This is a genomic window from Azotobacter tropicalis (genome assembly GCF_059739045.1).
This window is the reverse complement of sequence record NZ_AP046059.1, coordinates 221,856-244,062: the sequence shown is the minus strand read 5'-3', so window position 1 is coordinate 244,062 and position 22,207 is coordinate 221,856. Positions and strand designations below refer to the sequence as shown.

The 22,207-nt window shown below is 65.4% G+C and carries 24 protein-coding genes; 2 read left to right on the top strand and 22 right to left on the bottom strand.

The window, feature by feature from the left end:
• Positions 1-9: 9 nt before the first annotated feature.
• The 4 genes from Atro_RS01175 to Atro_RS01160 are packed head-to-tail and all read right to left on the bottom strand — an operon-like array spanning position 10 to position 4,591.
• A complete protein-coding gene (locus tag Atro_RS01175; RefSeq protein WP_497926083.1) occupies positions 10-828 on the bottom strand; it encodes a phage/gene transfer agent baseplate hub protein in 819 nt (272 codons plus the stop codon).
• Between the two features lie 2 nt (positions 829-830).
• Entirely contained in the window at positions 831-2,546 is a 1,716-nt protein-coding gene (locus tag Atro_RS01170) for a hypothetical protein (protein WP_497926082.1), read from the bottom strand.
• Complete coding sequence (locus Atro_RS01165; RefSeq protein WP_497926081.1) at positions 2,547-3,437, bottom strand: hypothetical protein; 891 nt, start codon at positions 3,435-3,437, stop codon at positions 2,547-2,549.
• Entirely contained in the window at positions 3,437-4,591 is a 1,155-nt protein-coding gene (locus Atro_RS01160; protein ID WP_497926080.1) for a hypothetical protein, read from the bottom strand. The genes Atro_RS01165 and Atro_RS01160 overlap by 1 nt, the downstream gene beginning before the upstream one ends.
• A 109-nt stretch (positions 4,592-4,700) precedes the next feature.
• Here Atro_RS01160 and Atro_RS01155 point away from each other — a divergent pair, with 109 nt between their 5' ends.
• Entirely contained in the window at positions 4,701-4,937 is a 237-nt protein-coding gene (locus Atro_RS01155) for a hypothetical protein (protein WP_497926079.1), read from the top strand.
• A gap of 3 nt (positions 4,938-4,940) precedes the next feature.
• Here the strand turns inward: Atro_RS01155 and Atro_RS01150 are convergent, their stop codons facing one another.
• The 18 genes from Atro_RS01150 to Atro_RS01065 all read right to left on the bottom strand — a co-directional run bounded on the left by Atro_RS01150 (position 4,941) and on the right by Atro_RS01065 (position 19,585).
• Entirely contained in the window at positions 4,941-7,790 is a 2,850-nt protein-coding gene (locus Atro_RS01150; RefSeq protein WP_497926078.1) for a coiled-coil domain-containing protein, read from the bottom strand.
• Positions 7,791-7,835: 45 nt separating this feature from the next.
• Complete coding sequence (locus Atro_RS01145) at positions 7,836-7,979, bottom strand: hypothetical protein (protein ID WP_497926077.1); 144 nt, start codon at positions 7,977-7,979, stop codon at positions 7,836-7,838.
• Positions 7,976-8,416, bottom strand: a complete 441-nt coding sequence (locus tag Atro_RS01140) for a DUF6631 family protein (RefSeq protein ID WP_497926076.1) — start codon at positions 8,414-8,416, stop codon at positions 7,976-7,978. Before Atro_RS01140 ends, Atro_RS01145 begins: the two co-directional genes overlap by 4 nt.
• Positions 8,416-9,198 (bottom strand): phage tail tube protein, encoded by a 783-nt coding sequence (locus Atro_RS01135; RefSeq protein WP_497926075.1) that lies wholly within the window; start codon positions 9,196-9,198, stop codon positions 8,416-8,418. The genes Atro_RS01140 and Atro_RS01135 overlap by 1 nt, the downstream gene beginning before the upstream one ends.
• Entirely contained in the window at positions 9,191-9,367 is a 177-nt protein-coding gene (locus Atro_RS01130; RefSeq protein ID WP_497926074.1) for a DUF7210 family protein, read from the bottom strand. The genes Atro_RS01135 and Atro_RS01130 overlap by 8 nt, the downstream gene beginning before the upstream one ends.
• A gap of 59 nt (positions 9,368-9,426) precedes the next feature.
• On the bottom strand, positions 9,427-9,858 hold the full coding sequence (locus Atro_RS01125) for a hypothetical protein (protein ID WP_497926073.1): 432 nt from the start codon (positions 9,856-9,858) through the stop codon (positions 9,427-9,429).
• Positions 9,855-10,406, bottom strand: coding sequence for a hypothetical protein (locus Atro_RS01120; protein WP_497926072.1), 552 nt, complete (start codon positions 10,404-10,406; stop codon positions 9,855-9,857). The genes Atro_RS01125 and Atro_RS01120 overlap by 4 nt, the downstream gene beginning before the upstream one ends.
• Entirely contained in the window at positions 10,406-10,954 is a 549-nt protein-coding gene (locus tag Atro_RS01115) for a head-tail joining protein (protein WP_165893253.1), read from the bottom strand. The genes Atro_RS01120 and Atro_RS01115 overlap by 1 nt, the downstream gene beginning before the upstream one ends.
• Positions 10,955-10,957: 3 nt before the next feature.
• Positions 10,958-11,491 carry a head-tail connector protein gene (locus tag Atro_RS01110; protein ID WP_497926071.1) on the bottom strand — a complete coding sequence of 178 codons (534 nt, stop codon included), beginning with the start codon at positions 11,489-11,491 and terminating at the stop codon, positions 10,958-10,960.
• 4 nt (positions 11,492-11,495) lie between these two features.
• Positions 11,496-11,705: a hypothetical protein gene (locus Atro_RS01105; protein WP_165893255.1), complete on the bottom strand. Its 210-nt coding sequence runs from the start codon at positions 11,703-11,705 to the stop codon at positions 11,496-11,498.
• A 55-nt stretch (positions 11,706-11,760) separates the two neighbouring features.
• Positions 11,761-13,005 (bottom strand): phage major capsid protein, encoded by a 1,245-nt coding sequence (locus tag Atro_RS01100; RefSeq protein ID WP_497926070.1) that lies wholly within the window; start codon positions 13,003-13,005, stop codon positions 11,761-11,763.
• Positions 13,006-13,074: 69 nt separating this feature from the next.
• A complete protein-coding gene (locus Atro_RS01095; protein ID WP_497926069.1) occupies positions 13,075-13,788 on the bottom strand; it encodes a head maturation protease, ClpP-related in 714 nt (237 codons plus the stop codon).
• Positions 13,709-14,929 carry a phage portal protein gene (locus tag Atro_RS01090; protein ID WP_497926068.1) on the bottom strand — a complete coding sequence of 407 codons (1,221 nt, stop codon included), beginning with the start codon at positions 14,927-14,929 and terminating at the stop codon, positions 13,709-13,711. The genes Atro_RS01095 and Atro_RS01090 overlap by 80 nt, the downstream gene beginning before the upstream one ends.
• A gap of 88 nt (positions 14,930-15,017) precedes the next feature.
• A complete protein-coding gene (locus Atro_RS01085; protein WP_497926067.1) occupies positions 15,018-16,691 on the bottom strand; it encodes a terminase large subunit in 1,674 nt (557 codons plus the stop codon).
• Positions 16,675-17,199, bottom strand: a complete 525-nt coding sequence (locus Atro_RS01080) for a P27 family phage terminase small subunit (protein WP_497926066.1) — start codon at positions 17,197-17,199, stop codon at positions 16,675-16,677. Before Atro_RS01080 ends, Atro_RS01085 begins: the two co-directional genes overlap by 17 nt.
• 95 nt (positions 17,200-17,294) lie before the next feature.
• Complete coding sequence (locus Atro_RS01075) at positions 17,295-17,696, bottom strand: HNH endonuclease signature motif containing protein (protein ID WP_497926065.1); 402 nt, start codon at positions 17,694-17,696, stop codon at positions 17,295-17,297.
• Positions 17,696-18,028 carry a phage holin family protein gene (locus tag Atro_RS01070; RefSeq protein WP_165893261.1) on the bottom strand — a complete coding sequence of 111 codons (333 nt, stop codon included), beginning with the start codon at positions 18,026-18,028 and terminating at the stop codon, positions 17,696-17,698. Before Atro_RS01070 ends, Atro_RS01075 begins: the two co-directional genes overlap by 1 nt.
• Before the next feature lie 267 nt (positions 18,029-18,295).
• Positions 18,296-19,585, bottom strand: coding sequence for a phage antirepressor N-terminal domain-containing protein (locus tag Atro_RS01065; protein ID WP_497926064.1), 1,290 nt, complete (start codon positions 19,583-19,585; stop codon positions 18,296-18,298).
• 310 nt (positions 19,586-19,895) lie between these two features.
• Between Atro_RS01065 and Atro_RS01060 the strand changes: the two genes are divergently transcribed.
• Positions 19,896-22,037, top strand: a complete 2,142-nt coding sequence (locus Atro_RS01060; RefSeq protein ID WP_497926063.1) for an ATP-binding protein — start codon at positions 19,896-19,898, stop codon at positions 22,035-22,037.
• Positions 22,038-22,207: the final 170 nt, after the last annotated feature.

Genomic DNA, 22,207 nt, shown 5'->3' with positions numbered 1-22,207 from the left:
GCCGCCTCCTCAGAAATAGTTATTGCCGTCGAACGGCGACTCGCCGGCCAGGTGCGGGATGCCGCCGTAGTTCGGCAGGTTGTCGAAGGCCTGGCAGGCCGCGGTGGTCTGGGCGCAGCCCGGATAGACGCGGATCGCCTGGTTGAGCGCGAGGCCGGACGTGCCGCCGAGCAGGGTCAGGCTGCTGCCGGCATGCCGCTCTATACCGCGCCGCTCGTACTCGCCGCCGCCGATGGCCCACTCCACCAGCCCGCCGGTGAAATAGCCGTCCGGCTGGGCGGCGAAGGCGCCGTTGCTCAGGCTCGCCCCGTCCATCGACTGGATGCTGGATTCGATCCGGTACAGGTCGCGGTTGACCCCGCAGGCCAGCGAGTACAAGGCATGCGGGCAGTTGCGCTCCCAGCCCAGGCGCAGGCCCTGCATCTCCATGCGCTCGGTCAGCGGCGAGCACTGGATCTCGCAGCGGTCCAGCGCCGGCCAGCGCACCGAGCGAATCTCGCCGGCCCAGATCACCAGGTAGTCGTCGACCCCGTAGTGGCGGGCGAACACCGTCAGCGACACCGCCGCGCTGGGCGCCGCGCCGCGGTAGAGCTGGGCGACCTCGAGGTCGGCCGGCGCGGTCAGCTTGAGGGTGTCCGGGCTGGTCTGCCCGGTCTGCCGCACGCCGCTGTCGGCGATGCCGCCGCGCAGGGCGGCGAAGGTCTGGCTGTTGTGGACGATGTCGCGGTCGGCACTGGCGTAGCGCCAGGCCAGGGTGCCGCGGCTGAACTGGTAGAGACGGATCGGCCGACCGTCGGCGAGCGAGCGCTCGCTGGCGTCATAGGTCATGGTCAAAACTCATCGTCGCGGACTCCTCGGAACACCAGGGCGCAGCTGGCCACGCCCTCGCTGTCGGTTTCGTGGTGGATCTCGATGCCGTCGCTGTCCAGCCGGCACAGCGCCATCCAGCTGATGCGCGCCACATCGGCCGGCTCGACTGGCACGCCGAGCGTGCTGTCGATCGCCAGGCGCTCGACGTCCGCGCTCAGCTCGGTGCTGCCGCTGATGCGGCGGTGGAACACCGTGCCGTTCCACAGCTCGAGGCGGATATCGCAGCGCCCCGGCTTGCCACTGGCGAAGCGGGTGTAACCGACGTTGGCCACGTCGAGGCTGGTGGCCACGCCAGTGACGGTGGCGACCAGCTCCAGGTCGTCGGCATGGGTCGGCAGCCAGACCGGCACCTGCCGGCCGCGCAGGGCGTAGAGCAGGCTGCGGAACGCCCCGCGCTCGCTGCGCCCCAGACCCAGCCAGCGATGGCCCTGCACCGGGAAGGTCCGGCCGGCCACGTCGGTGACGCGCGGCAGGGCCGCGCCGTTGTCCAGCTCGGACAGCAGCCGCGCATAGCTGGCGGTCAGCTCCTCGGACTCGTCCGGGCGCTGCTCGAGCACCGGCCGCCCGCGATACAGGGTGGCCGGCAGGACTTCCGGCCAGTCGCAGGCCTCCACCACCCGGAAACGCACTTCGGCGCTCTGCACGGTGTCGGTCAGCCGGGTCAGGCTCGGCTGCTCGAGCAGCTGCGCCGGGCGCGCCGGGTAGAGCCGCGCGCCGGCCGGCCAGGCCTGCTGGCTGGGCCGTACCAGGTCCAGGCCGGCGGCGTCGATGGCGGCGACCTCGACCACCTCGTAGGCGAAGGCCGACTCGCCGCGCAGCATGGCCAGGCTGCCGGCGGCGAAGTCCAGGCCGCCCGTGGCACAGTCGATGCGCGTGGCACCGAGGGCGACCGGCTGATCCAGCAGTTGGATGTCCGGCCACACCGGCACCGCCCACACCCGAGAGCCCCAGCCGAACAGCGCCAGGTCGAGCAGCTGCCGCTCGCGGCCCTCGACCAGCATCGGCGCCTCGAACTCGCGGCGCGGCGCCAGGCGGATCGCCCGGCGCTGTTCGACGCCCGACTCGGACTGCAGGATGTCGGTGGCCCAGGTCAGGCGCTCGAGCACCCCGTCGGCCCAGTCCGGGGCGAAACTCCAGGCGATGATGCGGTTGGCGGTGATGCGCAGGCCGGCGGTATCGCCGTTGTCGAATACCCAGACCACCGCGGTGTCGAGCACCGGCTGGCCGTCCGGGGTGACCGACACCTGCCACGCGCGCTCCTGCAGGCCGTTGAACAGCAGCGGCGGCTCCAGCTGGCCGGCAACCAGCAGGCCCTCCTCCACGCCCTCGAGGGCGGTCAGGGTGCGCGGTGCCAGGTAGGCGTTCCACAGGGAGACGGCCGTGGTCTGGGTGGAGACGACGTTGCCCAGGTCGAGCTGCCGGGGACTGAGGTGAATGCGGTAGTACCAGTCGTCCAGGTGGGCCCGCACCTTCTGGCCGGCGATGCTGCGGCCGTTGGCCTCGACCGGCCAGGCCGTGGTCGCTGCCGCCTGCCCGGCGCGCTGGGTATCGCTGACGAACGGCGACGGGGCGAACTGGTTGACCCACGTAAACGACCAGTGATTACCGGTCAGGTTCGGGTTGTCGGTCAGGCCACCCTGCGCCAGGCGGGCCAATTGCCCGCTGAGCACGGCCATTTACGGCCCCTCGTAGCGGATCGCCCAGCCGAAGGTGCCGGTGTGGGTGATGTTGGAGCCGCCATCGCGCACGGAACTATCCTTGCGATACCACGGAAAAATCTTCCAGCGGTCGGTGCCGATAGTGATGATCTGCCCGGGGGCGTAGTTGTCGACACGGGTATAGCGGGCGTTCTCCACGTCGGCGACCAGGCTGACCTTGTTGGACGCACGAACCTTGTAGGCGCGGATCGGCAGCAGCACGGCCTCGCTGTTCCAAACATTGGGCAGTAGTCCGATCAGGGGAGCACCGGCCAAAATGCCGATGGGATCTGCAGTTGACGCCTGCCCAGTCCACCAGCCCTGACTGTCCAGGTCAGAGTGGACATAATCGGCATACCACGCCCCGCTGTTGCTCCAGAACAGCGCCCCGCACAGGTTGTTGCCATTGGCGGTTCCGTAGTTTTTTCCAATGACGAATCCGTATGGGTAATTGGTTTCCGCCCTGGGCGCAGTCGCCCCCAGCCACATCCCCGTCCCCGGCAGGCCCTGCACGGTGGACTTTCCCCATGCGCACCACTGGTAGCAGTCCACGGCGTAGTTGATGACGCAATAGACCTCCTGCGCGAACACGAACAACTCGTAGCTGATCGGGTAGGTCAGCGCCGGCAGCGGTCGCAGGCTGGCCGTGAACGGGCCGATCTGTACCACGTTCGGCGAGTCGCCAGCCGTGGTGCCGGTACGCCCCGTCAGGCGCAGGTAGCCGCTGACGACCTGCAACCGCAAAAACATCGACCCCTTGCTCAGCACTTCATTGCCACTGTCCCATGCCCACCCCTCCAGCACGCAGGCGTCGATCAGCGCCTGACGCAGCGCGGACATGTCGTTGGCGGTTCCGGTGTAGTAGGCCATCAGCTGTCGAGCCTCATTGCGTAATAGTCGGTATGGCCGGTCCGGGACACGTCCTGCATGACGATGTAGGTCACTCCACCGAGGGTCAGGGTGTTCTCGACGGCGTTGTTGAAACCGGAGATGTAGAAGATTCCGTCCAGCGCCCCCCAGAGGTTCGCCGTGTTGTCGTGCAGCTCGACCGGCAACAGGTGGTAGATGCCGCCGGTGTCGCGCAGGTTGGTATTGCTCGAGGAGGCGCCGGTGCCGGCGACGTAGGTGTTGCCCCAGGGGTAGCAGTACGGCTGTTGCCAGGCATCGTTGGAGCGCATGGCCATATTGGCCTTGTTGCCCTTGAAGTAGCCCGAGTGCGCGGTGTCGGAAAAGCGCGTCGCCGCCGCGCCGGAGAGCATCCCGCCACAGACCACCGGGTACGGGTACTGGCTGGGCCGGCCGTAGGGCAGCATCTTGCCGACGTAGCAGCTCTCGTAGACCGGCGTGCCGACCTTGAGGGCCATGGCGATGCGCTGGCCGTTGAGGGTCAGCCAGTAGTCGATGCGCTGGTTGTGCGCCGGCACGCCGGACAGGCGCGCGCCAGGCTGGGTGTCGAAGCTGTTGCCGGCCACGTAGCCGGTGAACACCCCGGCCAGCAGGTTGTAGTAGTCGGCGCTGGCATCGTGGTAGGTGCGGAAGCCGACGAAGATTTCCTCGGTGCGGCTCAGGCCCGTGCCCTTGAGGATCAGCTCGCGGTTGGTCGAGACGGTGTCGTAGCGCAGCACCTCCCACTGGGCGTCGGCAGCCGCTGCGGCGCCCTGGGTGACGGGGATGGTGAAGGTGTCGCCGACGATAAAGTCGGTCGCCCCGTCGCCGATCGTGAACTTCAGCAGCCCGTTGTCGTAGGCGCTGCCGACCGTGGCATCGGGCTTGGCGCCGGACACCGAGCCGACCACCGAGAAGGTGCCGGCGTTGGCCGCCGCCGCGGTGCAGGTGAGGGTCCAGGTTTCGGTCACCGACGCCGGCGAGGCCTCCAGCCCGCTGAGGGTGCCGTTGCCGGTGCGGGTGCCGCCGAGGGTGCCGATCACACCGAAGCCGCCGCAGAACAGGCGGATGGCGGCCAGCAGATTGTAGTGGGCCAACTGGCTGTTGGCGTTGTCGACGAAGCCGATCTGGTGGGGCATAGTCCGGCATTACCTTTTGTAGGGAGATCGAGTAGTGGGTGAAGTTGTTGAGTTCCCGGTCCATGGCCGAACCCTCCAGCAGACCGAGAGCTGGATCGTGAAGACCTGTATGAAAGGAGGGCTGACGCGAGAAATGGCCCTGGAGGTGGCTGCCGAGTACAAGCCAATCCATGAAAGCCTGTTCGACATGGAAAAGAGCAAGCTCAGCATCCCGCCCGAAGCGGCCCTGAGCGACCAGCAGGTCGCGGCGATCATGCCAGCGGTACGCGATCTCTACCTGGGGCAGCTATCCCGCGCCGCACACATCATCGTCGGCCTGCTGGCTCGCGAAAAACTGCGCTCCTGAACCTCACAACTGCAGGATCGACCGGTATTTGGCCGGATCCTTCGAGAGCATCACGACGAAATCCTCCTCCCCTTGGCGGGAGTTGAATGCCGCCTGGGTAATCCGAACCGGATCGTCGTAGACGTGCAGATTCACAGCATTCTTGACGGTGGTAGCCATTGCCTTGGCCGGCTCGGCCAGCCGTGTGCTGCCCAGGCTCGGCGCCGGCAGGGCCGGGGCCGGCGCGCCGGCCAGACCGCCGGTGGCGTGGCGCGCGCGGCGGGCGTAGTCGTCTAGGGCGTCCATGCCACGGGCATTGAAGGCGTGCAGGAAGTCCAGAGCGCCGGGCTGGCGGACCACTGCGGCGCGGGTGACGTACTCCCAGTTGGAGAGCATCGCCGGGATCGAGTCACTGGTGGTGGTGCCGGGGCCGGTGACATGGCCACCGGTGGCGAATCCTGCTCCGCCGAACAGGCCGCCGAACCAGTCGCCGATGCCGGACAGAAAACCACCGCCACCGCCGCCGGCCACACCGCTCATGCCGTTGGCCGCGGCCAGACTGGCGGCCGCCGCCTGAATTGCCGCGGCGCCGGTCAGTAGCGTGCCGCCGGCAGTCGACAGTGCCGCAGCCGAGCCGGTCACTGCCGCCGCGCCGGCAGTCATGCTGCTGTCGTCCTGTCCGCCGCCCAGCAGGCCCATGATGCCCGCCGACGCCTGCTCGGCCAGCTGCTGCGCCGCCAGCCGGGCCATGGCATCGGCCACGCTGGCGACCAGGTTCATCACCGCATCGCGCAGGCTGAGCGTGCCATCCGCCAAGCCGGCCAGCGCCTCCTGAATCCCGCCCTGCAGACCGTCGCGCAGAGCGATCTCCAGATCGCTGGAGGCGCTGCGCAGCTCGAGCACCTGGCTCCGCACGTTATCCAGCGCAGCCTGCGCCTGCTCGCCCAGTGGGCCGGGCAATTGGGCCATGCGCTCCAGCTCGGGCAGGTATTGCTCGACCACATCGGCGGTCTGCCGGTGCAGCGCGAGCAGCCTTGCCCGCCCCTCGGACTCGGTCAGCAGCCCGGCGTTGACCTGGGCATCGATGCTCTGCTCGCCGCGGCCCCGGCGATCGAAGGCCTTGTCGATCTCGGCCTGCAGGCCGTCCAAGCGGGCGCGGGCCTGCTCGACCGGGATCAGTTGGTCGATCAAGGCCAGGCCGGCGTCGTTACTGTCCTTGGCGAATTGCGTACGCATCTGTGCGAATTTCGTCTCGATCTCCAGCAGGGCCGCTTCGACCGGCTGCCCGGCGGCGCGCAGGTAGTCGGCTTGCAGGCCGGCGTTGGTGGCGGCGTTCTGCTCGGCCTGCTGCTGCTTTTCGTAGGCAGCGAGAGCTGCCAGCGCCGCCTTCGCGCGGTCGTTCAGCGCGCCGGCCAGGCCCTTCTCGGCCAGTTCGTAGGCGCGCACCTGGGCAGCGGTCAGCCCGAGGACAGCGGCCTGCTTTTCGAGGCCGAGGACGTAGGACTCCTGCTGCCTGGCTTGCTGCGCCTGCTCCTGGGCGCGCTTCTTGGCGGCGCTTTCCGCCTCCTGCTCGGCCTTCTTCTTGGCCTCCGAGGCCTTCTGCTCGTTATCGACCTGCCTGGCCTTCTCGATGGCGGCTTTGGCCTCCTTCGAGGTCAGATCGACGTTGAGCTCCTTGAGCTTGTTGATCGCCTCCTGCTCTTTGCTCAGGTCGGCGATCTTGCCGCGCTCTTTCTCCAGCTCGTCGTTGAGCGCCTTGAGTTCGGTTTTCTGCTTGGCGGTCATCGCCGCGGCTGAGCCGGCAGCGGCAGCGGTCTTTTCCTGCGAGTCCGCCACCTGCTTGTTGACGTCCGCTGCCCTTTTCCCTGCCTGCTGAAACTCCCCTGACCAGAGGTTGCGAATGCGCGCTTCGGCGTCGGCCGCACTCTTCTTGTTGTCCTCGGTGAGCTGCCGGATGATCTCGCCGGCTTGCTTCAGCTCGCCACTGGCCACCGCGCTCGCCGCAGCCGCCAGGCCGCCTATGGCTCTGCCGACACTGGTCAGGGTGCTGCCTGCAGCAATGGCCGACATGGCCAGAATCTTGAGCGCCGTGCCGAATATATCCGCCGCGATTTTCGCCGTGTCGGCATCGCCGGCCACGTCGATCAGCAGGCCGCTCAGCTCCTGCAGCGACGGCAGCATCGCGGCGCCGATCTGGGTGCCGAGGTTGTCGGTCACCAGGCCGGCGACCTTCATTTGCTCGCTGAACGCAGCCGCCTGGACGATGGTGTCCTCGCTGAGGATCAGCCCCATGCGCTCGGCCTCGTCGGCCCAGGTCTTCATGCCTGCTCCGCTGTTCTGCAGCAGCGGCAGCAGCTTGGTGGCGTCGTCCGCCATGGCCTCCAAGTAGAAGGTCATTTCCTGCTGGTTCAGCCCGGCCTTTTCCAGGCTGGAGACGTACAGCTGCAGGGCCTGCGGGCCTGACAGGTTCTTGAACTGCTCGGCGGTGACGCCGATCTGCGGGGCGATGCCCTCGAAGAAATCTTTCAGCTCGCCGCCGCCGGTCTGCAGGAAATCGCCGACCTTGTCGTTGACGTCCTTGAAGATGTCGGCGAGTTGCTCCTGCTCGATGCCTACCGTGCGCGCGCCCACGGCAAAGCGCTGGAACTCGGCAGTGGAGGCACTGGATACCTGAGCGAACTCCCGAATCCGGGCGGCCGCGTCCAGGCTGCCCTTGATCCAGCCGGCGAAGGCATCAACCGACAGAGCGACGCCAAGAGCGCTGGCGACGTTGGCGACCACGGCGCCCAGTTCATTGAGCTGCGATCCTGCCTCGCCGATGGCCTTGCCGGCGTTGTTCTTACCGTCGATGACGACTTCGATCTTCTGGGCCATGGGTTTCTCCGGACAATAAAAAACCCGCCGAAGCGGGGCTGCGTTCTACTTGAGCAGATCCTTGACCAACGCCTGCGCCTCCTTTCCTCCAGCCATGCCGTGCCCCACGTCGACGATCCGCTCGGCGCGCAGCCGGCGCTCCCGGCGCAGGGCACAGTCGTAGTGCAGGAGGATTTGCCGCTGGGTCATTCGCCCGAGCTCGGCGGGGCTTCCGTAGCCGGCGCCGACGAGGGTGGCGTAGACGTCGCCCCAGCGCGCGCCGCCACGACTGCCCGAGTCGCCGCGGTGCGCAGATAGAAAGGGCCGTTGACGCTCCACCAGACCATCAGCAGCAGTTGCCCGTCGTCCTGGCTGAGCGACTCGATCCACTCCACCTCGACATCGGCGGCGGCCGCCATCAGCTGTACCGCCACTCCGGCGTGCTCGGCGATGACCCCCATGATCGATTCGAAGGCCGGCACGCTGCTGCCCATACCGCCCTGCAGTCCGGCGATGATCGGCTCGGCGATGCGCAGCAGGCGCAATCCCTCGACGAAACCGTACTCGCGCACGGTGATTTCCCGGCCAGCGATAGTGAGGAGGCGCTCCGGATGAAGCACCTCGAGGTCGTCAGCACCAGGCTTCATCAGGCAGCCAGCCCTTGCAGGATGCGACCGAACTGGCCGAGGTCGCCCGTGGCGGACTTGCGAGTGTCGCGCAGCGAGCTGAAGGTCACCGGCATGCCGAGCACGTCGGTGCCGTCGGCAATCAGCGACAGCTCCTGCAGCAGGGACGGGCTGAGCTTGTACAGCTCGACCACCACCGCCGCGCCATTCTCGGCCAGGTTGATGCCTTCGTAGCGCAGGGCGACGCTGGGCCGCGCCGCGGCTTTGAGGAATGCCACCTGGCTGGCGGCAGCGTTGGTATATGCCGCCTTGAACGGCTGGGTCGGCGCCGGCGAGGTCGGCAGGCTGACGATCTCGATGCTGCCGGTGTTCGCCGCCAGGGTGTAATGCTGCGGGTCGAGGGTAGCCGGCGTGCCGGCGCTGTCGGTGATGACCAGATCGCTGATGCCGATATTCTGCAGCGACACGATGTCGCCGGCGACCAGCCCGCTCGGCAGCACCTCTCCGGTCACGGTACCGGCAGCGATCTCCGTGGCGGCGCCATCGGTGAACAGCGCCAGGTTCTCGGAAACGAGGCTATGCAGCGTGGCGCTCCAGGTCATGTCCTTGGAGATGTTGAACTCGCGCACCTTCGACTTGGAGCCAGACCAGCTTTCGCGGGCACTGACCGTCTCTTCGGCGAATGCGCCGCTCAAGGCGGAAACGTCGCCCACCCAGCGCCACGGGCCGGTAGTGCCGTTGGCGGCGATGATCGCCAGCAGCAGTCTGCCCTGGCCGTAGTGGTACTGATCGGGATTACTCATGGGTCGCTTCCTTATCGGTGGTTGAGGTTACGGCCGGCAGCCTGGCGATGACCTTGCGGTCCAGCAGGTATTTGGCGTCGGACGGCGAGAGCCGAAGCTCGGCGCCGGCCGGGTACTGCCGGCCGGCATGGGTATGCGGCTTAACGAGGGTGACGCTCACAGTGGCCATTTCGGACTCCCATAAAAAAGCCCGCAGGGCAGCGGGCTGGTTGGCGGACGGCGGATGGCTCAGTACTCCTCCAGATAGTGGATCTGGAGCATGCAGATCAGCGTCCGGGCCGTGCTGCCGTTCTGGTCGGGGTCGAACTCGACCGACTCTTCGGCCAGCCACTCGGCACGCTGGCGGCTCACGATGGGCAGTTGCCCCATGCCGAGCGACCGGAGGATGTCGTGGTGCAGGCGCTGGAGATCCTGCAGGCCGGCAGCGCGCGACAGAACGCCCTCGATGCTGTAGGTCGCCATGCGCTGCGCGGTGTTGCAGGAGCGCTTGACGGCTTCGTCGGCATCGATGCGCACCAGCAGGTATGGCGGCAGGGCGCGATCGGGCTTGCGCTCGCCGAAGCCGTAGACCGACTGGATATCGGTGTGGAATCCGTTGGCCACGCTGATCGCGGCCAGGCGAGCCAGAATGGCCTCGGATAGATCGGTTGCTCGTGTCATCTCGCCCCCTTGGCAAGTCCTTTCTGCAAACGGGCCTCGAATTCACGCTGCAGGAAGTCGCTGATCCAGGTGATCGTTTGTTGGTCGGTGAGGGATTTGAACCAGTAGGCGACCGATGGGCCGAGCGCAGGCTGCAGGGTTCCTGCCCTCTTGACGCCCCGGGTGCGCCACGGCTGTTTGCCGACACTGGCCGGGTTGACGAAGCCGGCGGCGACCTTCCGCCCGTTCGGGCCGCGTACCCACAGGCGGGCACGGGTCTTGTCGATGGGGTCGAACCCCCAGCTTGCGTAGCGGGTAACCGGCACTCCCGAGCTGGAGGGGATGATTCGGCTGTTCATCATCCCTCGCCGTGCCCGCTTGATCTTCATCGCCGAGCGGACGAACTTCGGCTTCAGTACAGGGCGCAGCGGCGTTGTGTAGCGCTCGGCACGCGCCTTCGTCGCCGTGGTGTTGAGCGCGCCGCGCAACACCGGATCGATCTTGCGACCGGCCGCCGCCAGCGCTCTCTGGAACTGCTCAACACCCTGCAGGCGGATATTTACCTGCATCAGGAAGCCTCCAGCCAGAGCCCGCGCACCACGCCGTCGTCGGTGTCGTCGGCGTAGGCAATGACGGTGTAGAGGGTGCCACCCACCAGCAGCTGGTCGTCGACCTGCGGGCGGCCGACCTCGATCAGCGCCACTTCGGCGCGGGTGCGGTAGTCGGTGACCTGCCCCAGCTCGTCGAGGTAGGGGGCGCCGTGGGTCAGCAGGACCCGGCAGGCGACGGGAGCGCCGACTGCCGGGCGGTACTCGGCGACGGCACCGACCAGCTCGGTGGCGGTGAGGGTCAGCTCAGCCTGCTGGCCGGTGACGTCGCGCACGCTGTCGATGTGGAACAGCCGGCCTTCGGCGCGCAGGTAGCGGCCCTGCAGCAGGCGGTCGTCCCACCAGGCACGGACCTCGACCTTGGCGGGGCTGCGCAGGCTGGTGGGGGCCGGTGCGTCGGCGCTGTCCTTGGCGGCGATGTTGGTCCAGATCCAGTCGAGTACCTGCAGGCCGAGGTCGGCGGCGAGGATCAGGATGTCGGTTGGGGTGTTCAGGCGGCCGGCGCGCATGGGTTACCTCGGGACGATCCAGGGATCGAGCAGGTGGTCGACGAAGGTCAGCTCGCTGACGGAAATGCCCAGCACCACCGAGCCGCTGTGCTCATGGGCGTTGCCGATCTGGTGGAGCATCCAGCGGGTGATCGGCGCGGGCACGTCGTCGCCGCTCGCGCCATAGCCGGCCGTGTATTCGACGTCGACCCGCCGCCCCTGCCAGACGACGTCGCCGTTCGGCAGCAGGCGCGGGTCGTCGCCGAGGTAGGCGGTGTAGTCCGCGGGCGTCAGATCGACGCCGTCGACCGTCACCTTGTCGACGGCCGTCACCGGCCAGACGCGCAGCCGTATCTCGGTCGGCGCGCAGGGCTCGGTCTGTCTCCATTGCTGGGTGATCAGCGCTCGCCCGGTGCGCTGCTCGGCCAGCTCGCGGGCGGCACGGATGGCCCTGGTCAGGGCCGCGTCCGCCTGGGTATGGCGGACCTTGCACTGGTACTTGGCCTCATCGAGCGTGACTGGCTCGGCAGCCGGCGGCTGGATGCGGGACAGGCGCATGCGATCAGTCCTCTGCCTCGATCACGTCCGCTGCGGGAGCCGCCGGTTGCGCGGCCTCGGCGGCGGCGACGGCCTTGGCGTGGGTGTCGATGCGCCCGGCCCTGGCGAGCTGTTCGGCCAGTTCGGCGGGGATCTCGGCAACGGCGCCGCATTTCAGGCCGTGGGCCGGCTCGTCGACCAAGACCAGGGCCTTGACGGTTTTCGGGTTTGCCATGGGTTCTTCCTCGTGGAGTCGGTGGCTGGCCGGCTGCAGGGCCGGCCCGGGCTCATCAGGTGGCGGAGTTCTGGTAGTACTTGACCGCGCCGCCGACATCCATCAGCCGGCCGCCGCTGCGCATGAAGGCGAGGAAGCCGACCTGGCCCTTCTTGGTGTAGGCCGAGTCGGTCATGCGGAACAGGGCGACCTGCATGACGTCGCGGATGATGTAGCGACTGAAGTCGCCGAACAGGATCGACTTGGCGCTCGCGGCCATCACCGGCATGTCCTGGTTCACGGTGTAGCGCTGGCCGGCGATGGTGGCCGGCTCGGCGACGTCGATGCCCGGCAGCCAGAGCGGGCGGCCCTGGCTGTCCTTGAGCTTCTTGAGCTCGCGCAGGGTGTTGTCGTGGAACATCAGCGAACAGCTGGCCGAGCGGCGATAGGCCGGGTCGACGCTGTGGATCAGGTCGATCAGGTCTTCCCAGATGACGCTGGTGGTCTGCCCCGTGGTGCCGATCTTGCCGGATGCCGCGCCGGCCACGACGCCGTGCGGCTGGCCGGTCCCGGTGCCGGTGGTGAACATGCGGTTGGTGATGCGGCCGAGGCGCTCGGTCAGGCGCATGCGGATGTGCGCCTCGAGGTCGATGGCACTGTCCTGCAGCAGCTCGAAGGGCACGGCGATGTCCTTGGAGCTGAACTTGTAAACCACATGGGCCAGGGTGCCGAAGCTGGCGTCGGCGTTGGAAACGGTGGCGTTCTCGCCGACGATCTCGCCCTCCTCCGAGGTGGCGTCGGTGGTCGGGAAGTCCATGGACGCGCCGGTCTCGGTGCGGATGACTTCGGCCACACTGCGCATGCCGCCGTAGTCCTTGAGGGACTCCAGCAGGGTGGCGCTGAACTCGTTGGGCACCAGATAGCCGCCTTCGCTGCCGGTGGTGGTGCTCATGGTGTTGCGCAGGGCCTCGCGGCGCTGGGCGACGATCTCGCGCTGCTCGGCGCTGAGGTTGTCCACGCCGCCGGCCAGCCAGGCGCGGAACACGGCCTTGTCCTGGTTCTGCAGGTGCTCGGCCTCGTCGTCGCTGATGCCGTCGCGCCGGGCGCGATCGCGGACCTTGTGCTTCTGGCGGGCCTCGATGTCGAGAACCTTCTGCTCGCGGGAAATCTCGGCATCGAGGCGCTCGATATGGGCGACCAGGCCGTCGTACTTCTGCTGCTGCTCATCGCCCCACTGCTCCCCCGGGTGGGCGTCCATCAGGGCGCGGGTTTCGGTGGCCAGAGCGCTGCGTTGCTCCCGCTTCTGCTGAATGCTGGGCATGGGTCTTTCCTCGTTTCAGAAATGAAAAAACCGCCGGGCGGCGGTTCGGGTGTTGCGCGCGGGAGCCCGCTACGCGGCGATGCGTTCCAGCAGGGCCAGGCGCCGCTCGGCGCGAGCCCGGTCGTACCCGGGCGAGTCGCTCTGCCGGTTGAGCAAGGCGGCCGGGGTGTTGTTGTAGGCCGCCAGGTTCCAGTGGTTTCCGGCCGAAGCCTGCTGCCCGGCCAGGCGGTCGACGAAGCCGTTGGCCAGCGCCTCGTCTGCGTTGAACCAGGTTTCGGCCTTCATCCAGTCGCGGACCTGCTCCACATCGGCGCCGGTCTTGCGGCGGTAGTCGTCGACGATGCTGTCGTCGACCTTGCGCAGCAGGGCGGCGGTCTCGTCCAGCTCGTCGGCATTGCCCATGGCTAGGGTCCAGGCATTGTGGATCATGAAGAAGCTGCCCGGCGCCATGACCACCTCGGCGGCGGCCAGGGCCACGTAGGTGGCCGCGCTGGCGGCCAGGCCGTCGATATAGGCGGTCACCCTGCCCTTGTGGGCGACGATGGCCGTGGCCATGGCGCGGCCTTCGAAGACGTCGCCGCCCGGGCTGTTGATGCGCAGGGATACGTCCTTGCCGTCCAGCTCGCGCAGGGCGCGGGCGATGGACTCGGCGCCGATGCCGTACCAGTCGCCGATGGCGTCGTAGAGGAAGATTTCCGGGGCGTCACTCTCCGTGTTGCGGATCTCGAAGGCCTTCTTCGCCTTCAGGTTGTCCTTGATCAGGTTCAGCAGGGGGCTGGGCATTGCCGGCGTTCTCCGGTCGGTAGAGGATGTCGCCGCCCTCGACCGGCGGCAGGTTCTTGATGCGGCGCACTTCTTTGACGGTCATGTAGCCCTGGGCGCCCGGGCCGCCGAGCGCCTTGGTGAAGTACTCGGCTTCGGCCTTGCTGTCGCCGGCCATCAGTCCTTCGCGGTTGAACTCGACGAAGTAGCGGGCGCTGCGCGGCCAGAGCTTGCGGTTGAGCTCCTGCTCGATCGGCTTGAGGTGGCGGTTGAGGGTCCAGCGGACGAAGCCGATGGACATCTGCTCGATGCCGGTGCCCCAACTGCTGCTCTTCTCGGTCTCGCCGATCATGTGCGGCGGCACGCCGAACGCGCGGGCGATGTCGACCACCTGCCATTTGCGGGTCTCCAGCAGCTGGGAGTCCTCGGCCGACATGGTCAGCTCCTTGACCTCCATGCCGCCGACCAGCACCGCCGGCAGGTGCCGGTTGGCCGTCCCCTGGTGGCGTTCGGCCCACATCTCGCGGATCAGGTCGACCTGCTGCCGCGTCGGGTTGCCGGGGTGGCTCAGGGCGAAGTCCGGGCGGGCGCCGTTGCTGAAGAAACGGCCGGCGTACTCCTCGGCCGCCAGGGAAACGCCGACGCCCTGCTTGGCGGCCAGGCTGATGACCGAGGGACTCTTGATGCCGTCGAAGCCGAGGCTGGGGAAGTGCAGCACGTCGTCCTGGTCGAGGCCGATGTAGTCGCCGTCGAGCTCGACGTAGTAGACCAGCCGGCCGTCGCGCTTCTCGATGAGGGTCTGGCTGCGCGGCAACGGGATCAGCTCCTGGGGCTGGCCGGCGTTGTTGCGGGCGATCATGGCCAGGCCGTCGCCGCGCAGCAGTTTGCTGCTCACCACGTACTCCCAGAAAGCATAGGCGCTGAAGCCCGGCGTCGGCTGCTCGTTGAGCAGCCACCAGAGCGGATGATCGGCCCGCTCGCGGCCGTCGGCGGTGCGCTGGTAGACCGGCAGCGGCAGCGCGGCGATGGCTCCGGCGATGGTGGCGACGCAGGCGTAGACCGCCGAGCTGCGCATGGCCGTCCGGGCGTTGACCACCGGGCCGGCGTGGCTGGCGGAGACGTTGAACAGATCGAGGATGGCCTCGCGGTCGCCGGTGGACACAGGCGCGCGATCCGCGCCGAGGACCGGCTCCACGCGCTCCGACGCTCGCCGCCGGCCGCCAAGAAGTTTCGTCAGCACTGGAGTTGCCTCAGAGCAGGATGATGCCGGGGTCGGCGGGCTTTTCTTCGAACTCGGCGGCGGTGGCCCGGGCGATGCCCATGAGCATGGCCATGACGCCGTCGATCTTTTCGCTCTCGCGGTCCTTGCCGATCTGGCAGAGGCCGTTGAACTTGGACTTGAGCAGCTTGGCGTTGGAGACCATCCAGTCCATCACCGGGTTGTGCTCGTGGACCAGCTCGCCGGTGAGGATGAGGTTTTCGGCTTCGATGATCGGCGCGGTGAAGGTGCTGGGGTTCTGGCCGATCTCGACCATGGGCATCTCCTCCTCGAGGAGCTTCTTGGCGAAGTACGGGGCGAACTTCGGGTCGTAGTCGACCTCCTCCAGCGCGAACTGACGCTTGAAGTCGCGCAGGTGGTCGGCGATCACGTCGAAGTCGGTGGCGTTGCCCTCGGTGACGATCAGGTGCCCGCTCTGCTCCCACTTCAGGTAGTGCCGGTTCTCCGGCAGGTTGGCCTGGTATTCGTTGATGTAGAAGCGGAAGAACACGTAGTACTTGCCGGCCTCGCGGAACACCAGGGCGATGGCGGCGATGTCACGGCGCTCGGCCAGGTCGAGGCCGATCCAGCAGCGCTTGCCGCGGAAGCGCTCCAGGCTGAGCGTCTTGTCCTCGCAGCGTCGCCACTCGGCCAGCGGTATCCACTTGGCGCCGCCGCTGAGCCAGATGTTCAAGCGCTTGGTCTTGAACTCCGGCTGCTCGCTGGGGACCTTGGCGGCGCGCTCGCAGGCTTCGCGCAGGCCTTCCTCGTAGACCGAGACGCCGAAGTTGGGATTGGCCTTGCGCCACTCCAGCGGGTCCTGCCATTTCTCGGGGTCGTCGACGGTGTAGATGATCGCCAGGAAGGCGTCGTCCTCGATCAGCCCCTCCAGAACCTTCTCGGCATGGCCGTGCAGCTCGAAGCCGGGTCCGCGCAGGTTGATGCCGGCGGTGGTGATCATCCAGATCAGCCACTGGCGGCGGGCGCCGGTACCGGACTTGATCACATCGATCATGCCGCGGTCGTTGTGGGCATGCACCTCGTCGAAGATCGCGCCGTGCGGGTTCAGGCCGTCGATGGTCTTGCTGTCGCGCCCCAGCGGCTTGAAGGAGTCGGCACGGCCACGCAGGAACAGCTCGCCGCGGCGCACGCTGATGTGCCGCTTCAGCAGCGGACTGGACTCGACCATCCGCACGGCTTCGTCGTGGGTGATCCTGGCCTGGTCCAGCTTGGTGGCCGCAGTGTAGATCTCGGCACCGCCCTCGCCGTCGGCGAAGAACAGGTAGAGCCCGGTGCCCGAGAGCTTGGTGGACTTGCCGTTCTTCCGGGGTACCTCTTCCCAGACCTCGCGGAAACGGCGCGAGCCGTCGGCGCGCATCCAGCCGAAGGCCACGGCGATCCAGAACTGCTGCCACAGCGAGGGCACGAACTGCTGCCCGGCCCACTCGCCCTTGGAGTGGCGCAGGTACAGGAAGAACTCCAGGGCGTGCTGGGCATGCGCCTCACTGAACCAGAGGCCGCGCCCGGCGCCGGTTTCGAGGTCGCGGTAGTGGCGCTCGACGGCCAGGCGGGTCCATTTGCAGACGGGGATCTCGCCGGCCATGACGCGGCGGCCGTAGAGGTCCCAGTCGAAGAGGCGCCGATCGCTCTCAGGCTTCTCCGTCATCGATCACGCCGCCTGGTATGACCCGCATGCCCATCTGGGCCTTGCGGGCTCGGAACTGTTCTATCGGATCGTCGAACAGATCGCCCTGCGGCTGCAGTTGCTCGGCCTTCAGCTTGTGGAAGCTCGGGATGGTCAGCGCCGCCTCGGGCAGCCACTTGAGCAGCTCGCGCTTCTTGTCGCGGGCGACGTAGTAGGCCTGGTGGGGCTGTTCGTATCCGTTCGGGGTCTTGACGTAGTAGCTGCCGTTCTCGCGGACCAGCTTCTGCAGGAATTCCTCCTGGGCGACCCAGTCGCAGAAGGTTTTGCAGATGATGGTCAGCAGCATGCCGTCGGTGCGGTGGATCAGCCCGTAGTCGACCATCGCCTGGGTGACGTAGTCCCAGAGCTTGCGCTCCTTCGCGCTCAGCTTGGCGGCGGGCTCCGGCGACTCGGCCTCGACGGTCTTCGCAGCGGCGGAATCGATGTCGCCCAGACCGCCCTCGATGACTCGCGGATATCGGGTATCCATAGCAATCACCCAAGGGAGGCCGATTTTGACCCCCCCTATTTGAAAATCACACATGCGCGAAAGATGGCTCCCCCCGTCGTTCGGGCCTTCGGGGCCTAGACTTTCGACCCGCCCCTCCCCGTCCGGTCGTGGCGCAGGCGGTTGTCGCACGCACGGCAGAGACTGCGCATGTTCGACTCGTCCAGCCCCAGATCGGGCCGCTCCTTGTAGGGCTTGATGTGGTCGACCACCTTGGCCTCGACCACCAGCCCATGAGCCAGACAGACCTCGCAGTCCGGATGCAGGATCAGGTAGCTGTTGCGAAAGCGCCGCCAGGCGACCGAACCATAGAAGCTGTCCGAGTCGGATCGCGTGCGGTTGTACTGCACATGCACCTTGCGCCGCTGTTCGGCACGGCGCAGGTCGGCCAGCGCCTGGTGCTCGCCGCAGTAGCTGCCGGTCTCGACGAGCCGGCCACAGCCCGGATGGATGCAGGGCCTTGGAGCATGCCGGGCCATCAATCCTCCCGCACGACCTGAACGGCGAGCCCTGCCCGCTTTGCCAGCGCCCGCGCATACAGCCCGCCGGCCACGTCCGCGCCGATCACGCCGACCACGATGCCAATGCCTCCGGCGATCATCTGGTCGCCCCACAGCGCCACGGCGAACAGCATCGAGGCCACACCGAGCAGCGCCGAGGCCGAGAAGCGCAGCACCACCCGCAACAGCAACTGGCCGAAGGTCAGGTCGGACTTCGAGGCCCGCAGCATCTCCCCGGACAGCCCGGCCAGGGAGATCAGGACCAGCATCCAGAACGGCATGTCCGCCAGCGTGTGCTGCTCGGTCGACATCGGTGCTCCTTACCGGCAAGCGGAAATAGAAAACCCCGCCGAAGCGGGGTCCAGGGTGACCGCCAGCAAGAACGGTCGGGGCACACAGCAAGTGCTCGGGGAAGGTCGCCGGTCACAGCAACCACAAACGTAGCGGCTTTTTACCCCCCGACCGGCAGTGGCGTAAACGGCCGGGAAACGCCAAATCGACTCGTCGCCTGCTCGCAGCCTACTCGCCGCCAACTCGCGGCAACCCACCCCGACGAACGGTAAGCCGAATGCCCCGCCTCAGGGCCTGCCCTTCGCGCCCTCGAAGCGCTGCAAGGTGCGGCGGTCGCTCTCGAAGCCCTCCAGGGCCTGGCGCAGGTTGCCGGCCATCAGCCGCATGGTCAGGTCTAGACGCCTGGCCAGCGAGCGCAGGGAGCGCAGCTCGTACAGCGGGCCGTCCACCCGGTAGCCGGCCTCGGCCAGTTGGCCCAGCAGCGCCTCGCCGGGCGAATACTCGTTGAGCAGCACATCGCCGCAGGTCATCGTCAGCGTGCTGCTCTGCGGATCGTCGTGCTGGAACTGGTGGGGATTGCGGGCCTTCCAGTCCTCGATGGGGAAGTCGATCGGCAGACGGCCAAGCACCTTGGGCGCCTCCGGCTCCATCAGCTCGCCCTCCAGAACGCAGCTCGCCACCAGACCGAGCGCCTCGTCGAAGTGCGCCGGATCGATCTCCCGATAGCCGCAACCGAACTCGGCGCGCAGCGCGGACCAGCAACGCAGCGTCGCCGCCTTGCGCCGGCCGGAAGGCAGAGCGGCGGTGCGCGCCCTGACCAGCGCCTTGAGCGCACCCTGCTGCTCGCCGGACAGCCCACCCGGCAACGCATGCGCCGGCGCCTCCCCGGTCACGAACTGCTCCAGCGCCGCTTCCAGCCACAGCCGCAGCGGCTCGGCCCGCGCCGGGCTGGCGTGATGCAGAACCAGCTCCAGCCCGGCCCGGTCGATCAACCCGAGGCGCCGGTGGCCGACCTGCCGCTGTGCCTTGTGCTCGGTGCGCAGATGACGGGTAAGGCCGTGTGCGTCGCGCATGTCCAGGGCGCGGGCCACATCGATGGCGACGAACCAGAGCGCTGCCCCCTCGGGGACGATGCGGAACGGGCGGTCGTTGTAGGTGAGGTGGATGGGTTCGGCGGCAGCCGGAGCCGCCGTGCGCGGGTTCAGCGCCTCGCCCTGCTGCCAGTAGGCGGCCAGTGCGGCGAAGCATTCGCGCTGGTACTGCACCAGTCGCTCGCGGATTTCCAGTTTGACGCGGGAGGCATCCACGCCGAACAGCCAGCCGTTGAGGTAGTCGAGGGGAAGGCAGACCAGCTCGCGGTGCTGATCGTCGCCGGGTATCTGAATGTCCATGATGGACATGCAGATCGACAGGACGGGGTGTCGCTTGATTCGCTTGAGCTGCGCCTCCCACTGGAGGCCGATGGCTTCGCAGATGGGCTTCATCGCCACAAGGTGTTCGCCAGTGGCAGAAGTGAGCACGGTCAGGGGTTGGCCGTGGAAATCAACTGCGGCAAGTACGGGGCTGGTGTTCGGCATTGCTTGAATTCTCGGATGCGGAGTCGTAACCGCGCCCATCCGCCAAGATGGGTGAGCGGAACCGTGCGGGTTGGCGGACCGGTCCGAGTCACCGGCGTGCCCGAAGGCACCCACACACGGCCCGCCCATAACAGGTGTAGCCATGCTGCGGGCACAAAAAAACCGCTTTTTAGGGCGGTGTTGTGTCCGCCTCGGAGTTCCGGGCCGCCAAGCCCAGGCTGCCGATTTGGCGGCAGCGGGGGAACCTTAGCGGGATCAGGGCGGGTGAGTCAACCGATTGGCGGAGCTGTGATGCTCCGCAAGAAAAGGCTTGCCGGGCGCTCTGGGGCGCAGCTATAAACCCGACAAACGGTCAGTAGAACAGCAAACCCAGCAGCGCTGGGAGCGTGATAGGTTTCTCGCTACTCCCTTGCAGGGAGGCTGCATTAGTCAACACCTTGTGGCCATGTTTAATAATTCTGCTTGCAAGTACGCAAAACAAGGAAGCCAGATGGATCAAGTTTTACTACTAACTGAGCGCGTTCAACTAGCTACGCGTATCGGTGAAAGCCATTACAGGGAATTCAAAAGTGCGCTTCAAGGTCCTCCAGAGGCCAAGAAAAAAAGGCCAACCAAAGATATTTGCTCAGACATCGCCAAGACGTTAGTTGCATTTGCAAACTCGGACGGCGGCGAATTGTTCGTTGGAATTGAGGATGACGGCTCAATCTCAGGCTTAGCAAATGAGCCCTCAGAAATTGAACTCCTTAAATCTGCCTATCAGACCCACGTCCATAAAGACACACCCCTACCCAGACCGCAAATCAGCCTTGTTTCAATCGATGGGAAGCAAATCCTATATTTCTCTATCACAAAAGGAAATGAGTACGCATACCTAACCGTAGACGGGAAATGCCTGAAGCGCATGGACTTGGAGTCCGTACCTGTCGGGTCTGAAAAAATTATTGCCGAGCGACTTGAGTTAGCCTCTCGAACTTGGGATCGAACGATCGAGCCAACAGCAACACTTGACGATCTTGACCTCCCATTACTACAACAGGTATCAAACCAGATAGCCTACGGCGTTACTGCAGAGAAATGCTTACAACACCTTGGCATTGCCGAGTTCACTCCTTCCGGCCTTAAGCTAAAGTCAGCAGCCCTACTACTTTTCGCCAAAGATGTACGAAAATTCCACCCCGGCTGCTTTGTTCGCATCTTCACTATCAATGGAAAGGAGAGGAGGTCAGGCGAGTCCTTCAACGTAGTCAAAGACGACATAGTTTCCGACAATGTATTAACATTGGTTGAGACGGCATGGGAGCGATTGAGCTACGCATTAACAATGCACACCGCACTAACTGATAATGCAAAATTTAAGCAAAGCTATCTTTATCCTCAAACCGCATGCCGCGAAGCACTAATCAATGCTATCGTACATAGAAACTATGCAATCCAAGGACGAGGAATTGAAATAAGCATATTTGCTGACCGCCTCGAAATTGCAAGCCCAGGGCGCCTTCTCTCAACCATTTCTTTGGATGATATCCGAAAACTACAAGGCGCCCATGAGTCACGCAACCCGTTGGTAGCGCGAGTACTACGCGAAGTAGGTTATGTCCGGGAGATGGGCGAGGGAATTCGTAGAATATTTGATGTCATGCGAAGCAACGCCTTAGCAGAGCCTGACATACAAAGCGGAGATGACAGCTTTATAGTAACACTATTCCATCGCTCACTTTATGACCCCCGTGTAAAGCTGTGGCTATCACTCTTCGATGGCTACAAGCTACCTGAAAACCAGATGGCCGTTTTGGCGCTTGGATTTGAAGGGCGCGAGTTCTCGACGCAAGACATTATTGATCGACTTGGAATTGTAGACACAGACCAAGTTAGACAAATCCTCACCCCCTTGCGGACTCTAAAATTAGTCACGCGAACAAAGAACGACGCGAAAGCAATTGCAATATCCAAAGCCAAAAAAATACCAAAGCGCTCTGTCCCGATGTTCCGTGTAATTTCAAATCCGAACGAGCTAACACCTCCTTCCCTGAACGAACCCAGCATCGAAATAAGCATCAAGCCTGAGCAAGTTACTGATGTTGATATTGATGTTGATGTTGATGTTGATGTTGATGTTGATGTTGATGTTGATGTTGATGTTGATGTTGATGTTGATGTTGATGTTGATGTTGATGTTGATGCTACTGCTGCTGCCGAGTGCACGCTATTTATAGGCGGCCTGAATTACACCACTGACAGGGAGGCAATTTACTCAGCGCTTGCCGATAAATTTAGCATTTTATCCATTGACATTCCTCTTCCCAAAAAAGAATTTAGGGCCGAGAGCAACAACAAAGGATTTGCATTTGTCTCTATTGAGTTAAATAATGGCACACCTGAGGAGATAATTGAATCACTTCAGAGTCTTGAGATCGATGCGCGAAAGGTAAATATTCGCCTCAAACGCTAAAATAAGTGATCATAAAAAGCAGACAACTGCGCAGCTTTATCTACTACCTGAAGGCCCGGCTTCCCCGCCGGGCCTTTCCCTTTCAGCCACCACACGCCCCTCAAGGTCCACCCACCAACACCTTCCAAGCCACCCTATCCGCCTCCCACAACCGCTTCTCCAGCCGCTCC